The sequence below is a fragment of the Melittangium boletus DSM 14713 genome (assembly GCF_002305855.1).
Classification (GTDB): domain Bacteria; phylum Myxococcota; class Myxococcia; order Myxococcales; family Myxococcaceae; genus Cystobacter; species Cystobacter boletus.
In genome coordinates, this window is sequence record NZ_CP022163.1 from 6,035,549 (window position 1) to 6,050,732 (window position 15,184).

At 67.6% G+C, this 15,184-nt stretch carries 10 protein-coding genes; 3 read left to right on the forward strand and 7 right to left on the reverse strand.

From position 1 onward, the window contains the following. Positions 1-3: 3 nt before the first annotated feature. Positions 4-753 carry an outer membrane lipoprotein periplasmic chaperone LolA gene (gene lolA, locus MEBOL_RS25335; protein ID WP_095979869.1) on the forward strand — a complete coding sequence of 250 codons (750 nt, stop codon included), beginning with the start codon at positions 4-6 and terminating at the stop codon, positions 751-753. A 3-nt stretch (positions 754-756) separates the two neighbouring features. Beyond that, complete coding sequence (locus MEBOL_RS25340) at positions 757-2,211, forward strand: hypothetical protein (protein ID WP_095979870.1); 1,455 nt, start codon at positions 757-759, stop codon at positions 2,209-2,211. A gap of 33 nt (positions 2,212-2,244) precedes the next feature. On the opposite strand, the gene rimO is transcribed toward MEBOL_RS25340, so the two are convergent. The 4 genes from rimO to MEBOL_RS25360 are packed head-to-tail and all read right to left on the reverse strand — an operon-like array spanning position 2,245 to position 6,940. Then, complete coding sequence (gene rimO, locus MEBOL_RS25345) at positions 2,245-3,618, reverse strand: 30S ribosomal protein S12 methylthiotransferase RimO (protein WP_218920962.1); 1,374 nt, start codon at positions 3,616-3,618, stop codon at positions 2,245-2,247. A gap of 43 nt (positions 3,619-3,661) precedes the next feature. Further along, positions 3,662-4,780 (reverse strand): DOMON domain-containing protein, encoded by a 1,119-nt coding sequence (locus tag MEBOL_RS25350; protein ID WP_095979871.1) that lies wholly within the window; start codon positions 4,778-4,780, stop codon positions 3,662-3,664. A 3-nt stretch (positions 4,781-4,783) separates the two neighbouring features. Beyond that, positions 4,784-5,281, reverse strand: a complete 498-nt coding sequence (locus MEBOL_RS25355) for a YajQ family cyclic di-GMP-binding protein (RefSeq protein ID WP_095979872.1) — start codon at positions 5,279-5,281, stop codon at positions 4,784-4,786. A gap of 15 nt (positions 5,282-5,296) precedes the next feature. Next, entirely contained in the window at positions 5,297-6,940 is a 1,644-nt protein-coding gene (locus tag MEBOL_RS25360) for a ribonuclease J (RefSeq protein WP_095979873.1), read from the reverse strand. A gap of 145 nt (positions 6,941-7,085) precedes the next feature. Here MEBOL_RS25360 and MEBOL_RS25365 point away from each other — a divergent pair, with 145 nt between their 5' ends. Beyond that, a complete protein-coding gene (locus MEBOL_RS25365) occupies positions 7,086-7,907 on the forward strand; it encodes an SDR family oxidoreductase (protein WP_095982998.1) in 822 nt (273 codons plus the stop codon). A gap of 5 nt (positions 7,908-7,912) precedes the next feature. Here the strand turns inward: MEBOL_RS25365 and MEBOL_RS25370 are convergent, their stop codons facing one another. The 3 genes from MEBOL_RS25370 to MEBOL_RS25380 form a co-directional block, all read right to left on the reverse strand. Next, a complete protein-coding gene (locus MEBOL_RS25370) occupies positions 7,913-8,641 on the reverse strand; it encodes an SDR family NAD(P)-dependent oxidoreductase (protein ID WP_095979874.1) in 729 nt (242 codons plus the stop codon). Between the two features lie 152 nt (positions 8,642-8,793). Then, entirely contained in the window at positions 8,794-14,076 is a 5,283-nt protein-coding gene (locus MEBOL_RS25375) for a trifunctional serine/threonine-protein kinase/ATP-binding protein/sensor histidine kinase (protein WP_095979875.1), read from the reverse strand. A gap of 320 nt (positions 14,077-14,396) precedes the next feature. Next, a complete protein-coding gene (locus tag MEBOL_RS25380; protein WP_095979876.1) occupies positions 14,397-15,125 on the reverse strand; it encodes an SDR family NAD(P)-dependent oxidoreductase in 729 nt (242 codons plus the stop codon). Positions 15,126-15,184: the final 59 nt, after the last annotated feature.

Below are 15,184 nucleotides of genomic sequence, written 5' to 3' on the forward strand. Positions count from 1 at the left end.
GCCATGCACCTCGAGATGCTGCTCATGACCCTGCTCGCCGCCCCCGTGGCGGCCGCCGCCCCGGCCCCCGCTGCCCCGGCCGCTCAGGCACCCGCGAAGCAGGCACCCGCTCCCACTCCAGCCGCCAAGGCTCCCGAGAAGAAGACGGCCGCCCCGACGCCCGAGGTGAAGGACCTGGTGGACCGGATGCAGGCCTTCTACGAGAAGACGCAGGACTTCACGGCCGACTTCAAGCAGGACTACAAGTACAAGGTCCTGCGGCGCACCCAGTCCTCGACGGGCAAGGTCATCTACAAGAAGCCTGGGCTCATGCGTTGGGAGTACGAGAAGCCCTCCGTGCGGACCTTCGTCCTGGCTGGCGAGAAGGTGTACGCGCATGACCCCGAGGCGCAGACGCTGAGCGTGGGCCGCATCGACACCAATCAATTGTCGGCCTCGGTGACGTTCCTCTTCGGCAAGGGCAAGCTCGCCGACGAGTTCTCCATCACCAAGGGCGACTGCAAGGACTGCAAGGGCACGCTGCTGGTGCTGGATCCGTTGAAGGAGGAGCCGCGCTTCCGCCAGGTGCGTCTGGAGGTGGATCCGAAGACGGCGCAGGTGCTCAAGAGCACCGTCGTGGATCCAGACGGCAGCGAGAACGCCATCGCCTTCCTGAACCTCAAGACGAACGTGGGCATCGACGCCGATCGTTTCAAGATCAACCCCCCCGAGGGCACGCGCATCGACGATCTCACGAAGATGATGCAGAAGTAGTTCATGGGGAGCGCACGTCTCGGGACCCTGCTGCTGTGGCTCGCCGGGTGTCGGCACCCCGCGGCGCTCCCTCCCGCGTCCGAGGTGGCTCCGGGCAATCTCGCCGGAATGACGCTGCCCCTGCTGCCCTCGCCCCACCTGCGGCTCGCGGTGGAGGGCGACCTGAATGGCCGGCCCCTCCCCGTGGTGTTGGATGTCGCCCGGGCACTCTCCGCGGTGTCCTCGGGCTGCTGGGACGAGAAGCGGCCCGCTCCGCCCGTCATGGGCTCGGCGCGTGTGCCCGACGTCTCGTCCCTCCCCGGCAACCTCCGCGATTGGCCCCTCGTGCGGCTGTCGGGTCTGCGCGTGGGGAACGTGCTCCTGGGGCCTCGGGGCATGGGCCTCACCGGGGAGCGCGCCTGTGCGGTGACGCTCGGCGCGGACGTCCTCTCGCCGTACGCCTTCACGGTGGATTCCCTGCGCCGGGAAGTGTCCTTCGAGAAGTCCCGGCCCCGCGCCGCGTACCTGGCCGAGGTACCTCTGCCCGGCGTGGAGACCGCCGAGGAGGTGCACGCGCTCGAACTCTCCCGGGAGCCGGTGGGGGACTGGCCCTTGCTGGCGGCTCGGCTGACCCAGGGCGAGGTGGTCCTCACGGGGCCCTTCGTGCTGGCCTCGCGCGAGCCCTTCTCCCGGCTCGCGCAGGGGGCCGCCGAGGCGCAGCGGCTCCTGCCCCTGGAGACCGCGGCCAACCTGCCCCCGCGGGCCTATCTGATGGACTCGGTGGAGGTGGCCTCGGACGTGGGCGTGGCGCCCCTGGTGATGGAGGCCGGAGTGGGCTGGCGCAACCCGACCACGCTGGGCCGGTTGGGGCCGGACGTGTGGGGACGTTTTCGCGCCACGCTGGACGTGCAGGGGAACACGCTGGTGTTGAGGCGGCCTCGCGTGCGAAGCCTCGAGGGTCATCAGCGCTGCGCTCGTCCGGACGCCAAGGGGTTCGCGGAGACGTTTCGCGAGGAGGACTGCTTCGCGTTGCACGTGCGGCGCGGCGCGGGGGGGCGCACGGCCGTCACGGGGGCGGTGTTCCGGGACCTGCCCGAAGGGGGGCGGGTACACCTGGAGCCATTGGGCGAGGACGGCAAGCCGCTGACGCTGACATGCCAGGTGGGCTTCTCGTTCGCGCCCACGAGCCGGGGCGTGACGACGCAGCACCTGATGCCGTGGCCGAGGCTGCTCCAGTCGATGCCCGAGTGCGCCGAGGCGCTCCAGTCCGTACGCGGCTACGCCCTGGCGCTCTTCGAGGAGGGGCAGATGCCGGAGTGCCCCAATGCGTGCGTCTTCGTGCACCAGTCGAGCACCCGGCGCACCGTGTGCGAGTGCCAGCCGACGCCCCTGGGTGACACGCTCATCCCCCAGCGAAGCCACACGCCCCGGCCTCCGACGAAGAAGGAGCGCGAGCTGGAGCCAGAGGATCCGCACTGACGCCACCCGGAGCCGGGTGGCGCCGGGGAGGCGTTAGCGGGGCGCCGCCACCACGGGCAGCGGGAAGGCCTCGCGCGGCTTGTGCACGCGGTCCTTCGGGTTGGGGCGCTCGACCACCTTGCCCACCAGGTCGTAGTCGTGCGCCTCGGTGATCTCCAACGTGACGAACTCGCCCGGGTAGGCGAGGCCGTCGTTGATGTAGACCTGTCCGTCGATCTCCGGCGCTTGGCCCTCGTGACGGCCCACCAGCAGGTGCTCGGACTCCTCGCTCGGGCCCTCCACCAGCACTTCGATGCGCTTGCCCACGAGCTTCTTGTTCTGCTCGCGGTTGATGCGCTTCTGGATGGCCATCACCTCGCGCCACCGCCGCTCGATGGTCTGCTTGGGGACCTTGTTGTCGTAGTCGTACGCCGCGGTGCCTTCCTCGTCCGAGTACTGGAACACGCCCAGCCGCTCGAAACGCTGCTCCTTGACGAACTCCTTGAGCAGCTCGAAGTCCTCCTCGGTCTCGCCCGGCAGGCCGACGATCATCGAGGTGCGCATGACGAGCCCTGGCACCCGCTCGCGCAGCTTGGCGAGCAGTCCCTTGAGGAACGTCGAGTCCCGGCCGCGCTTCATCGACAGGAGCAGCTTGTCGCTCGCGTGCTGCAGCGGCATGTCCAGGTAGCGGGCGATCTTCTTCTCCGTGGCCATCAGCTCGATGAGCTCATCGGTGAAGACGCGCGGGTAGGCGTAGTGCAGGCGGATCCACTTCACGTCCACCTTCACCAGCTCGCGCAGCAGGTCGTGCAGCTTCGGGCGCCCGGGCAGATCGTGGCCGTAGGCCGTGAGATCCTGCGCCACCAGGTTCAGCTCCTGCACTCCCTGATCCGCGAGCTTCCGGGCCTCGGCCACCACGTCCGCGATGGGGCGCGAGCGCTGGCCGCCGCGCAGCGTGGGGATGATGCAGAAGGCGCACGCGTTGTCACAGCCCTCGGAGATCTTCAGATAGGCCGTGTACGACGGCATCGAGTTCTCACGCGGCGTCTGCGCGTCGTGGATGTAGTCGGGATCCGGAATCACCTGCCGGGGGCTGGCCTCGGCGGCGAGCAGATCGCCAATCTGCGCGTAGGCGCTCGTGCCGAGGAAGTGATCCACCTCGGGCATTTCCTTGGAGAGCTCGGCGCCGTAGCGCTGGGACAGACAGCCGGTGACGACGAGCGTGTTGCACACGCCCGTCTTCTTGAGCTCGGCCATCTCCAGGATGGAGTCCACGGACTCCTGCTTGGCGGGACCGATGAAGGCGCAGGTGTTGACGACGATGACCTCGGCCGCGGCGGGATCCTGCACCAGCGAGTAGCCCCGCTGCTTGAGCGTGCCGAGCATCACCTCGGAGTCCACCCGGTTCTTCGGGCAGCCGAGGGTCATCATGTAGAGGTTCTTGTTGTCTGAAGGGTTGCGCACGGCTCTCCTACCGCATTCCAAGTTCGGTCCGCTCGAAGCGATCGCCACTCCAAGCGAAGTTGATGGTCGGGCCGTTCGAGTAACCAATCCGCAACGTGCCTTCTTCGTCGAGCACCATCGAATTCGCACGGCCCAGGGCGCAAGTGGCGGCCGGCCACTCGAGCGCCCGCTGTGCCGTCTTCCCCTTCACCAGGTAGAAGCCGAAGCGCAGCTCCTTGCCCGCGTCACACGTGCCCTTGGCCGTGTAGGGGTTCTCGCCCGAGAGCACCACGACCAGGGGCTTGCCATTGGGCAGGGTCAGGGACTCGGGGACGCTCAGGCCCGCCTCCTGGGCGGACAGGCCGCCCGGGGCCACCATCTCCTCCAGCAGGGCGGGAGTCAGGTTCGAGTCCGCCTCCACCCACGAGGGGTAGCTGAGGATGCCGTAGCCGAGCCATCCCCCCGCGTTGCCCTCGAGCCCCACCACGTCCTCGGGAGGCTTGAGCTTGAGGCCCTTGCGAAACTCGTCCGGCAGCCGGAGCGCCTCGCCCACCATGCCTCCGTCCTTGCAGTTGGAGACGGCGGGGGGCCTCGTGCCCTCGCCGTCCACGTCCTCATAGGTGAGGCACAGGTCGAGCACGAGCGGCTCCACCGCGGGAATGCGGGGCAGGGCCCGCGCGGGCACGGCCACCTCGAAGGTGAGCGTGTTGTCCTTGCGCTGGACGCTGGCCTCCACCAGCTTCTGGGCATACGCGGAGGTGCCGCTCTCGGACGGCGAGGCCCGCTTGCCATCGAAGGCGAAGCGGAAGGTATTGCCGGTGGCGGTGACTCCGGCGTCCGGGAAGAAGAGCGTCAGGGTGAGGAAGTCCGCCGACTGGAGCTGATCGTCCGTGGTCTCCACGCCCACGAAGAGCGTGTCCTTGCGCCAGCCGACCCGGGCGGTGAATGACGCGCTCGCGTCCAGTGACGCCGGCGGCTTGAGCGTGAGCGTGGCGGGGAAGTCCTTCAGGCTCCCATCCAGCTTGGGCTCCTTGGCGAGCGCGGGCACGGGCTTGAGCTGCCGCGGCTTGGGCTCGGCCGGCGTCTGGGCCTGGGTGGACAGGGGCAGCAGGGCCGCGAGCACGGCGGAGGCGACGAGTGAGCGCACGGCTTAGTCCCGGAAATTGGTGAACTGCATGTCCAGCTTCAGCTTGTCCTGCTCCTTGCGGAACAGGGCGATGGCCGCCTGGAGATCATCCTTGTTCTTGCCCGTCACCCGGAGCTGATCCGCCTGGATGGAGCCCTGGACCTTGAGCTTGGCGTCCTTGAGCAACTTCACCAGCTCCTTGGACTTCTCCACCGGAATGCCCTGCTGCAGCTTGATGAGCTGCTTCACGTTGGACAGGCCCGTCTTCTCGATGGGCTCGTACTCCAGCGCGTTGAGGGAGATGCCGCGCTTGGCGAGCTTGGCCAGCAGGACTTCCTTGGCCGTCTGGACCCGATCCTCGCTATTGGCCTTCACCGTGAGCGACTGCTTGTCCGGGGCGAGCACGATGTCCGCCTGCGCGCCCTGGAAGTCGTAGCGGGTGGAAATCTCCTTCTTGGCCTGGTTGACGGCGTTGTCGAGCTCGGCAAGGTCGATTTTGGAGACGACGTCGAAAGAAGGCATGGCTGGGGCCGCTTATCACACCTTGAGGACCATCGGCACCACCACGGGCCGCTTGGCGCTGTGGAGTCGGAAGGCCCGGCGCACTCCCTTCACCAACTCCTCCCTCACCCGGGCGTCATCCCCCCGGAGTTCCCGGGACATCTCCAGGAAGAACTCCCGGGCGTCCTGGGCCACCCGGGGCAGCAGGGCCTGCTCGTCCAGGTTGAGCCCCTGCCCGGTCAGCTGGGGGCCAGACATCAACTGGAGGCTCGAGCGGTCGATGACGATCGCCGCCACGATCAGACCCGTCTCCGCCAACCGGGTGCGCTCCTGGAGGATATCCTGCGTCACCACCCCCTGTCCGAAGCGGTCCCGGTACACGCGGCCCGCGGGAACGCTCCCCGCGAAGCGGCCCCGGCCCTCCTCGAAGAGGAGCAGGTCTCCATCCTGGGCCAGCAGGAGTTGTTCCGGCGCGAGCCCCGCCTCCTTCGCCGTGGCCAGGTGGCGGTGCAGGTGGTGCAGCTCTCCGTGGATGGGGACGAAGTTCCTCGGGCGCACCAGGTCCAGGACGCGCCGCTGCTGGGGTTGGCTCGCGTGGCCGGACACGTGCACTCCGGGCTCCGTCTCCGGGTAGACGACGCGGACTCCCCGCCAGAGGAACTGGTCGATCAACGCGGACACGGCGCGCTCGTTGCCGGGGATCGCGCGGGCGCTCAGGACGACCAGATCCCCGGGGCCCAGGCGCAGGGAACCCTCCCCCGAGGCGAGCTGGGACAGCCCCGCGCGGGGCTCGGCCTGGGAACCCGTGGCCAGCACCAGCGTGCGCTCGGGAGGCAGCAGGGCGGCATGCTCGACGGGCACGAAGTGGGAATCCGAGATGCCGGGCAGATAGCCAAGCTCGCGCGCCATCTCGATGTTGCGCGCCATGCTGCGCCCCATCAGCACCACGCTGCGCTCCAGCTTCCGGGCCAGCTCCAGCACGTGGCGGACGCGATGCAGGTGAGAGGCGAACATGCCCACCACGATGCGGCCCTTCACATCCTGGAAGAGCCGCTCGAAGGTCCGCTCCACCTCGCGCTCGCTGCCCGTCTCGTGGGTGCGCTCGGAGTTGGTGGAGTCGGACAAGAGGCAGAGCACGCCCTCGTCTCCCAGCTCGCCCCAGCGCTCCAGGTCCGTGCGCAGCCCGTCGATGGGGTCGGGATCCAGCTTGAAGTCGCCGGTGTGGATGAGCGTGCCCTCGGGCGTGCGGAGGATGTAGCCCACCGCGTCCGGCACCGTGTGGGTGACCCGGCTGGCCTCCACGGTGAAGTGCTGCCCCAGGCGGAAGGGGTGGCGGGGCTCGATCTCCCTCAGGTCCGCCTCCACGCCCAGCTCATTGAGCCGGTGGCGCACCATGCCCAGGGTGAAGCGGGTGCCATAGACCGGGACGGGCACCTCCGAGAGCAGGAAGGGCAGGGCCCCGATGTGATCCTCGTGCCCATGGGTGAGGAGGATGCCCTGGACCAGGGCGGCGTTCTTGCGCAGGTGGGCGAAGTCCGGGACGACGATGTCCACACCCAGGTGGCCGGCCGGAGGGAACATCAACCCGCAGTCGATGAGGAGTATCTCCCCACGGCAGGCGACGACCATCGCGTTGAGGCCGATCTCTCCGAGCCCGCCCAAGGGTATGACGTGGAGCATGCCCCTACATATAAGGGCAGGGGCGCCGGGAGACCTCAGGAATCGACGGACGGGTGGAGCCGCTGGCGCTCGCTGGCGGGACGAAGTAGGCACGGTGCTGGACCCGGGGCTCTCCGAGTGGGAGCCCCCCGCGAAAGGACCCACCGTGAGCACGCTCCAGGGAAAGACCCTCTTCATCACCGGCGCGAGCCGGGGTATCGGCCTCGCCATCGCCCTGCGCGCGGCGCGGGATGGCGCCAACATCGTCATCGCCGCCAAGACGGCCGAGCCCCACCCGAAGCTGCCCGGCACCATCCACTCGGCCGCCGAGGAGGTCGAGAAGGCGGGCGGCAAGGCGCTGCCGCTCATGGTGGACATCCGCCACGAGGACCAGGTGCACGCCGCCGTGAAGCAGACGGTGGAGCGCTTTGGCGGCATCGACATCCTGGTGAACAACGCCAGCGCCATCAGCCTGACGGGCACGCTGCAGACGCCCATGAAGAAGTTCGACCTGATGTTTGGCGTCAACGTGCGTGGCACCTACGCCACCACCCAGGCATGTCTGCCCGAGCTGCTCAAGGGCAAGAACCCGCACGTGCTCACGCTCTCGCCGCCGCTCAACATGAAGCCCAAGTGGTTCGAGAACCACGTGGCCTACACCATGGCCAAGTATGGCATGAGCATGTGCGTGCTCGGTATGGCCGAGGAGTTCCGGGGACAGGGCGTGGCCTTCAACGCGCTCTGGCCGCGCACCACCATCGCCACCGCCGCGGTCAACATGCTCGGTGGCCAGGACATGATGGAGGCCAGCCGCACTCCGGAGATCATGGCCGACGCGGCGTACGCCATCCTCACGCGGGACAGCCGCTCGTGCACTGGCAACTTCTTCCTCGACGAGGACCTGCTGCGTGAGGCTGGGGAGACGAACTTCGACAAGTACCTCGTCAAGCCGGGCACCCAGCCCCTGCCGGACTTCTTCATCGACTGAGGGAATCAGACCGCCGTCCATCCCCCATCGATGTCGAGCACCAGGCCGGTGGCGTAATGGCTCGTCGCCAGGAAGTAGGCGGCATCCGCCATGTCGCGGGCGCTCCCCGCGCGCTTCAGCGGAACGCGGTCCATGAGGCTGGCCATGAAGGCGTCGAGCTTCTCGGGAGGGACACGCCAGTCGATGGCCGTGCCGCGAGTCAGTCCGGGGGAAAGGACATTCACCCGGATTCCCTTGGGGGCGAGCTCCACCGCGAGCGAGCGCCCCATGGCGTTGACCGCGCCGCACAGGCCCGCGCCACCGGAGTAGTTCACCAGGGCGGCGTGGCCAGCGACGCCCGAGCAGAACAAGATGGAGCTGCCCGGGGGCATCTTCGGGACGGCGTGATGACAAGCGGAGAGCTGTCCGAAGAAGCGGGAGTCGAACAGCTCGCGCCAGGACTTCTGGGGGACTTCCTCGACGGGGCCGAACACCGCGCCGCCGGCGCACGTCACCAGCAAATCAATGCGTGGCACGGAGTCGATGAGCCGTTTGACCTGGGCCTCATCGGCGACGTCGGTGGCGATGGCGCGAGCACCCTGGCCAATCTTCTCCACCGCTTCGTCGAGCCGCTTCTGATTGCGCCCGGCGAGCACCACCTGCGCGCCCTCGCTCGCGTAGCGCTCGGCGATGGCGAAGCCAATCCCCGTACCGCCACCCGTGATGATCGCGGTCTTTCCTTCCAGAGCGTTCATGAGCCCCCCTTTGTGAGATGCACGCCAGAAGCAGTCTCATTCTATCAGAATCCAGAGGGTGGCTCCAGAATCCGGCCGCAGCGCGCCATGGCGGATGGCGGCGCGTGGAATGGGTTTACACGTGTGAGAGGTTTTCCCGCTTCGTCGAGGGTTCAAGCCTTTTCGTAGGAGAGCGGGAGTTTGAGAATGGCCGTGGCTCCCTTTCCCGGCCCTTCGCTCTCCAGGGTGATGCTCCCGCCCAGCAGTTTCGCCTCCAGCGCGCTGGAATGCAGTCCCAGCCCGTGTCCTCCCTCGCGGGTGGTGAAACCCTGGCCAAAGAGCCGCCCGCGGATCTCCGGCATGATGCCCATGCCGTTGTCCACGATCTGGATGCATGCGCAGTTGTCCTCCGTGTCCAGCCGCACGTACAGATGGCGTCGCGGCTCGGGCAGCTGGTGCATGGCTTGCTTCGCGTTGCTGATGAGGTTGATGAGGATCTGCAGCACCTTGTGCTTGTCCAGACTGATCCGGGGCACGGGGGTGAGTTCCTGGGTGACGGTGACACCGTGGCGCTGGAGTGACGCCCGTTGGAGGCTCAGGGCGTCCTCGACGAGTTGCGTGAGGTCGCACTCCTCGGTGACGAGCGTTCTGTGGGCGTAGCTCTGCTGGACGTGGACGATGGCCCGGATGTGCTCCAGGTGCTTGTCCATGGCCCGCATGCCCTCCTGGAGCGAGGCCTGCTCGCGCAGGAGTTCGTCGGTGAGTGCGGAGAGGTAGCCGGGCAGCTGCGCGCCGCGTTGATCCCGGGTGAGGAAGTCCGCGAGATGGTCGTGGTGCTCGTCGATCATCTGGGCGACCTGCTTGAGCCGACCCATGCGGGAAGCGTTCATGCTCTCGCGCACCGTCTGCAGATTGATGACGGCGCTGGTGAGGACGTTGCCCACGTTGTGCAGCACGTTGGCGGCGATCTCGGCCATGCCCGCCGCGCGCGCGGCGTCCACCAGGCGTACCTGGGTCCGTTTGAGTTCCCGGGTGCGCTCCTCCACGCGCTTCTCGAGCTCGTCGTTGGCGCGGCGCAGGGCGGCCTCGGCCTTCTGGACGTCGGCATACAGCCGCGCGTTCTCGATGGAGATGGCGGCTTGAGAGGCCAGATGGTCGAGCAGGGCGATGCGCGCCGGGGTGAAGGCATTGGTGGCGAGGGTGTTCTCCAGGTACAGCACCCCGCGGAATTGCTCCTGGCGCAGCAGGGGCAGGCAGAGCACCGAGCGGGCATGGCTGTGCTCGAGCCAGACGTCGGACGAGAAGGGGTGGGGGAGCGAGGCGTCGCCGATGAGCACGTGCTCCCGCGCGCGCTTGACGTAGGAGATGATGCTCCAGGGCAACTGCTCGGTCGTGGCAGCGGCCTCCGAGGGGACCGTACCCGACAGCGCCGAGACCGCGAGGGTGTCGCCACGTGGAAGCAACAGGGCGCCGCGCTGGGCACCGGCGTTCTCCATGGCGATGCGCAGCAGCGTGGCCGCCAGCCGCTCGAGGACGATTTCCTCGGAGATGGCCTGCTGGGCCTTCACCAGGGTGAGCACATCGAGCTCGGTCGAGCTCGTGTCCTGGGTGTTCTGTGCGCCGCCCTCGGGAAGGGTCAGGAACGGCCATTCCGAGTCCAGGTGCTGGACCTTGCCCTTCGCTCCCCAGCGCAGGTACGCCTCCCGCGCCTTATGGGCATAGGCCTCGGCGATGGTGGAGATCCGATTTTCACGCCAGAAGCGGGCGGCCAGCTCGTAGGCGAGGGCGGCTCGCTGGATGAAGCCGTGCTCGCGGGCGGACTGGATGGATTGCTCGTAGGCCTGGAGTGCCTCGTCCCGTTGGCCCATGAGCCGGGCCCGCTCCGCGGCGACGAGCCGCTCGGCCGTGAGGAAGGTCGAAGGACAATGGCGGGCCCACTCCGCCAGTTGCCGTTGGTGCTGGCTGATCTCCACGAGGGCGCGTTCCCGCTCCTCGGGTGGCATCTTCGCGGCGCAGGCCGCCAGGGATAGGGCCCGGAAGAGGTGCAGGTCCAACAGCTCGATATGCCCGAGTGAGGACCAGCTCAGCTCGGCGCTCCTGTCCGCGCACTCGAGCGCTTCCTGGTACGCGCCGCTCATGTAACGCGACTGCGCCTTGATGAGCCAGTACCAGCAGCGCATGGTGCTCATGCGCTGGGGCGTCAAACCCGCCTCGAAGGTCTCCTCGTCGAAGTCATCGCCACTCATCGTGCTGAACGAGGACGTGAGGCCGCGCAACTGCTGCACATGGCGCTGGGTGAAGTGGATGATGTCCCGTGAATCCAGGAACTCGGTTCCCCGGGCGAAGTGCAGGTTCGCCACCGACTCCCGGTAGACCTCCTCCAGGTCGTGCCCCAGCAGGAAGTGGTCCATGACGATGTGGTTGCAGCAGTAGCCGGCGACCTGACTGTCACTGTTCTGGAGGGATTGCTGAAAGGCCTCGCGGACGAGTTGCAGCGCGGTGGACAGGGGCTGGGTCCAATAGCTGATGAGTTCCAGGCCGTAGAGCGCCTTGCCGCGCAGGGGGGTGAATCCCCGGTGCTCGACGAGTGCGCACGCGAGCTGGCCGAAGGCCAGGCCTTCCTGGTAGCGCCCGAAGGCGCAGCCCAGCACCAATCCGTACCAGGAGTAGCCGTGCACGGAGGCGCTCGTGTTGCCATGGCGCAGGCTGAGCGCGGTCATCCGGCTGAGGTGGAGGATGAGCAGGTTCGTGCTCGTGACGAAGGCGGGTGCGTACATGGCACCCAGGAGGCTCATGACCGCCTCCATGTCCGGGTCGGTCATGGGGGCCAGGTCAACGAGGCTCTCGATGGAGCGCTCCCCCAGCAGTTGCCATACCTCCTCGTTGGCGGCCTCGACTTCCTCCCAGGAGGGATTCGGGGGCATGGGCATGCCCAGCAGGGCCAATCCCTCCAGGAGACAGGTGACGGCGGTCTGGATGTCACCCATGCCGATGAGGATGTCGGTCTTCAGGCAGTACACCGCGGCGGTGTCCCCCTTGGTGCGTGCCCGGCCCATGAACTCATCCACCTGGCGAAGCGCTCCAGTGGCGTTGCCGGTCATGAACTCGCAGATGGCGTGCTCGAGCCGGAGCTTGAAGGCGAGGGCGGGCTCCGTCTCCCACGGATCTCCAGGCAGGAGCTGAAGGGATTGGGTGAAGTAACTGATGGCCGAGCGGAGCGCGATGGAGGCCTTGGCCCGTTTGCCGGCCTCGGCGTTCAGGCGCGCCACACGCAGGCGCTCCGCGTCATCGACAAGCCACTCCGTTCCGGCGTTGAGCTGGCTCACGACATCGAAGAGCTGTTCCTGCAAGGCCTCCGGCGGCAGGTGCGCCAGCATCAGGCGGCCGATGCGCAGGTGGACGCGCTTGCGCTCCTGCTCATCGATGAGGGCGTAGGCGGCCTGGTGGATGCGGTCATGGATGAACCGGCCTTGATCCGGGCCGATGCGGACCAGCAGGTTCTCCTGGAAGGCGGGCTCGAGATCCTTCTCCAGGTGGGCCGCTTCCGGGCTGTCGGAGAGGATGCGCAGTATCTGGAGCGGAAAGATGTTGCCCACACACGCGGCCAGCCGGAGCAGATGCTGGGTTCCGGAGGAGAGCCGGCGCAGCTTGCCCACCAAGAAGTCGACGACGTTGTCCGAGTAGCCCCTGGCCCGGACGCCTTTCTCATCCCACCGCCAGTCGCCGCCAGGGAGGCGTACCAGGAGCCCGTCCTGATGGAGCGTCAGCATGAATTGCAGGAGGAAGAAGGGATTGCCTCCTGTCTTCTCGCGGGCCAATGCGGAGAGTGGCGCGATGAGTTCCTCATCGGCTCCGATGAGCGCGTCCGTGACGAGCTGCCGCACGTCCTCGAGGTCGAGGGGCTCGAGCTGGAGATCGTGCATCCGCGCGCCAGCCGCGCGCATCCCCTCGAGGGTACGCACCAGGGGATGGGAGGGGTTCACCTCGTTGTCTCGGTAGGCCCCGAGCACGAGGAGCGGAGGCGATTCGGCGTGGGTGAGCAGGTGATGAATCAGCTGGAGGCTGGCGGGGTCGGCCCATTGCAAGTCATCCAGGAAGAGGACGAGGGGGTGCTCGGAGGTGGCGAAGAGGCCGAGGAACTCGCGGAACACGCGGTTGAAGCGGTGGGCGGCCTCGGAGGGAGGAAGCTCGGGGACGGAGGGCTGCTTGCCGGCGATGAGCTCGAGCTGGGGCACCACGTCCACGAGGAGCTGCCCCTGGCCTTTCCATGTGTCCAGAAGGCGCTCACGCCACTGGGCCAGGGACTCATCGCTGCCCGCCAGGAGTTGCTGCGTCAGGCCGCGAATGGCCTGGGCGAGGGTGGCGTAGGGACTGGCCTGCTGGAACTGGTCGAACTTGCCGCTGAGGAAGAAGCTGCGGTGGCGGACCACGGGTTTGTGCAGCTCGTGCACGACGGCGGACTTGCCGCTGCCGGAGTAGCCGCGGACCAGGATGAGCTCGGGCCGGCCGCCGCGGGCGACGCGCTCGAAGCCCTGGAGCAGCGCGGCGGCGTGGGCGTCGCGCCCATAAAGGCGCTGGGGGAGCTGGAAGCGCGTGGGATAGTCATGCACGCCTGGAGGGAAATCCTCGTACACACCCCGGCGCAGGTTGTCTCGGCAGCGCTCCAGGTCGACCTTGAGCCCGTCGGCGCTCTGGTAGCGCTCCTCGGCCACCTTGGCCAGGAGCTTGAGCACGATGGAGGACAGGACGGGAGGCAGGTCCGGGACGCGCTCGGTGAGGGGAGGGGGTGCCACGGCCATGTGGACGTGGAACCACTCGAGCGCGTCGCGTCCGTGGAAGGGGCGGCCGCCCGTCAGCAGCTCATAGAGGGTGATGCCCAGGGAGTAGAAGTCGGTGCGGTAGTCCACCGTGCGGTTCATGCGCCCGGTCTGCTCGGGAGACATGTAGGCGAGGGTGCCTTCGATGAGGGTGGTGGGGGCGGCGTCCACGTGCTCTATCCGCTGGAGGGTGGCGGTGCCGAAGTCGATGAGGCGGGCTTCTCCCGAGGGCGTGAGGATGATGTTGGAGGGCTTGATGTCCTTGTGGATGACGCCGCGCCGGTGGATCTCGGCCAGAGTGGAGGTCAGGGAGATGGCCACATCCAGGGTCTTGAGCACCTCGAGGGGTTTGTTCGTGAACTCGGACAGAACCTCGCCCTCCACCGCCTCCAAGAGGAGACTCGGGCGGTCCGGGAGCTGTTCACAGCCATGGGCGCGAAGGACGCCGCGCACGTCGCGGATGCGCTGGAGGATGTCGAACTCGCGGCGGTAGCGCTCGCTCTCGCGAGGGCCGACGGAGGCCACGGGAGTCTTGAGGATGAGGGGCTGGCCGTCGGCGTCACGCAGGGCGTGGAAGAGCAGGTTGGTTCCGGTGGCCTTGAGGGCCCCACGAAGGGTGTAGCCTGGGATGGTCAGCATGTCGGGGGCGCTCCGTCTGTCTGGAGGAAGAAAGGGGGACACCGGCGTGGTTCATCCGACCACGTCCATGGGTCGTCCACGGATTCTCCGTCCTGCCCGATGTTCCATGGTTCCCCCCCTCGCGCATCTTACAATAGACAGGCGCGGAGCGTGTCCACGGCATCCCGCACGGTTCCGCTCAGTAATCATCACTGAGAGTGTATGCGTGTGAGCGAACCGTGTGGGACGCAGTAGCCGGGGGCCGTATTGGACAGACTCGGAGTCGCTCGACAATCCGGCGTTCAGTGCCGCTGCCAAGGACAGACTTCACCCTCCGTGAATCAGACAGCCGTCCATCCTCCATCGATGTCGAGCACCATGCCCGTGGCGTAGTTGTTCGTCGCCAGGAAGTAGGCGGCATCCGCCATGTCGCGGGCGCTCCCCGCGCGCTTCAGCGGAACGCGGCTCTTGAGACTGTCCATGAAGGCGTCGAGCTTCTCGGGAGGGACATGCCAGTCAATGGCGGTGCCGAGGGTCAATCCGGGGGAAAGGACATTCACCCGGATTCCCTTGGGGGCGAGCTCCACTGCGAGCGAGCGCCCCATGGCGTTGACCGCGCCGCACAGGCCCGCGCCACCGGAGTAGTTCACCAGGGCGGCGTGGCCAGCGACGCCCGAGCAGAACAAGATGGAGCTGCCCGGGGGCATCTTCGGGACGGCGTGATGACAAGCGGAGAGCTGTCCGAAGAAGCGGGAGTCGAACAGCTCGCGCCAGGATTGCCGGGGGACTTCCTCGACGGGGCCGAACACCGCGCCGCCGGCGCACGTCACCAGCAAATCAATGCGTGGCACGGAGTCGATGAGCCGTTTGACCTGGGCCTCATCGGCGACGTCGGTGGCGATGGCGCGAGCACCCCGGCCAATCTTCTCCACCGCTTCGTCGAGCCGCTTCTGATTGCGCCCGGCGAGCACCACCTGTGCGCCCTCGCTCGCGTAGCGCTCGGCGATGGCGAAGCCAATCCCCGTACCTCCACCCGTGATGATCGCGGTCTTTCCTTCCAGCGTGCTCATGCGCCTCTCCATTCTTTGTTCGCGAGGAGTTGATAAACCATAACAGACTCACGCGCGTG

What these genes read in the sequence shown, in the direction of transcription:
- lolA (WP_095979869.1), top strand. Translation starts at nt 4, where the DNA reads ATGCACCTCGAGATGCTGCTCATGACCCTGCTCGCCGCCCCCGTGGCG.
- MEBOL_RS25340 (WP_095979870.1), top strand. Translation starts at nt 757, where the DNA reads ATGGGGAGCGCACGTCTCGGGACCCTGCTGCTGTGGCTCGCCGGGTGT.
- rimO (WP_218920962.1), bottom strand. Translation starts at nt 3,618, where the DNA reads ATGACCCTCGGCTGCCCGAAGAACCGGGTGGACTCCGAGGTGATGCTC.
- MEBOL_RS25355 (WP_095979872.1), bottom strand. Translation starts at nt 5,281, where the DNA reads ATGCCTTCTTTCGACGTCGTCTCCAAAATCGACCTTGCCGAGCTCGAC.
- MEBOL_RS25360 (WP_095979873.1), bottom strand. Translation starts at nt 6,940, where the DNA reads ATGCTCCACGTCATACCCTTGGGCGGGCTCGGAGAGATCGGCCTCAAC.
- MEBOL_RS25370 (WP_095979874.1), bottom strand. Translation starts at nt 8,641, where the DNA reads ATGAACGCTCTGGAAGGAAAGACCGCGATCATCACGGGTGGCGGTACG.
- MEBOL_RS25375 (WP_095979875.1), bottom strand. Translation starts at nt 14,076, where the DNA reads ATGCTGACCATCCCAGGCTACACCCTTCGTGGGGCCCTCAAGGCCACC.
- MEBOL_RS25380 (WP_095979876.1), bottom strand. Translation starts at nt 15,125, where the DNA reads ATGAGCACGCTGGAAGGAAAGACCGCGATCATCACGGGTGGAGGTACG.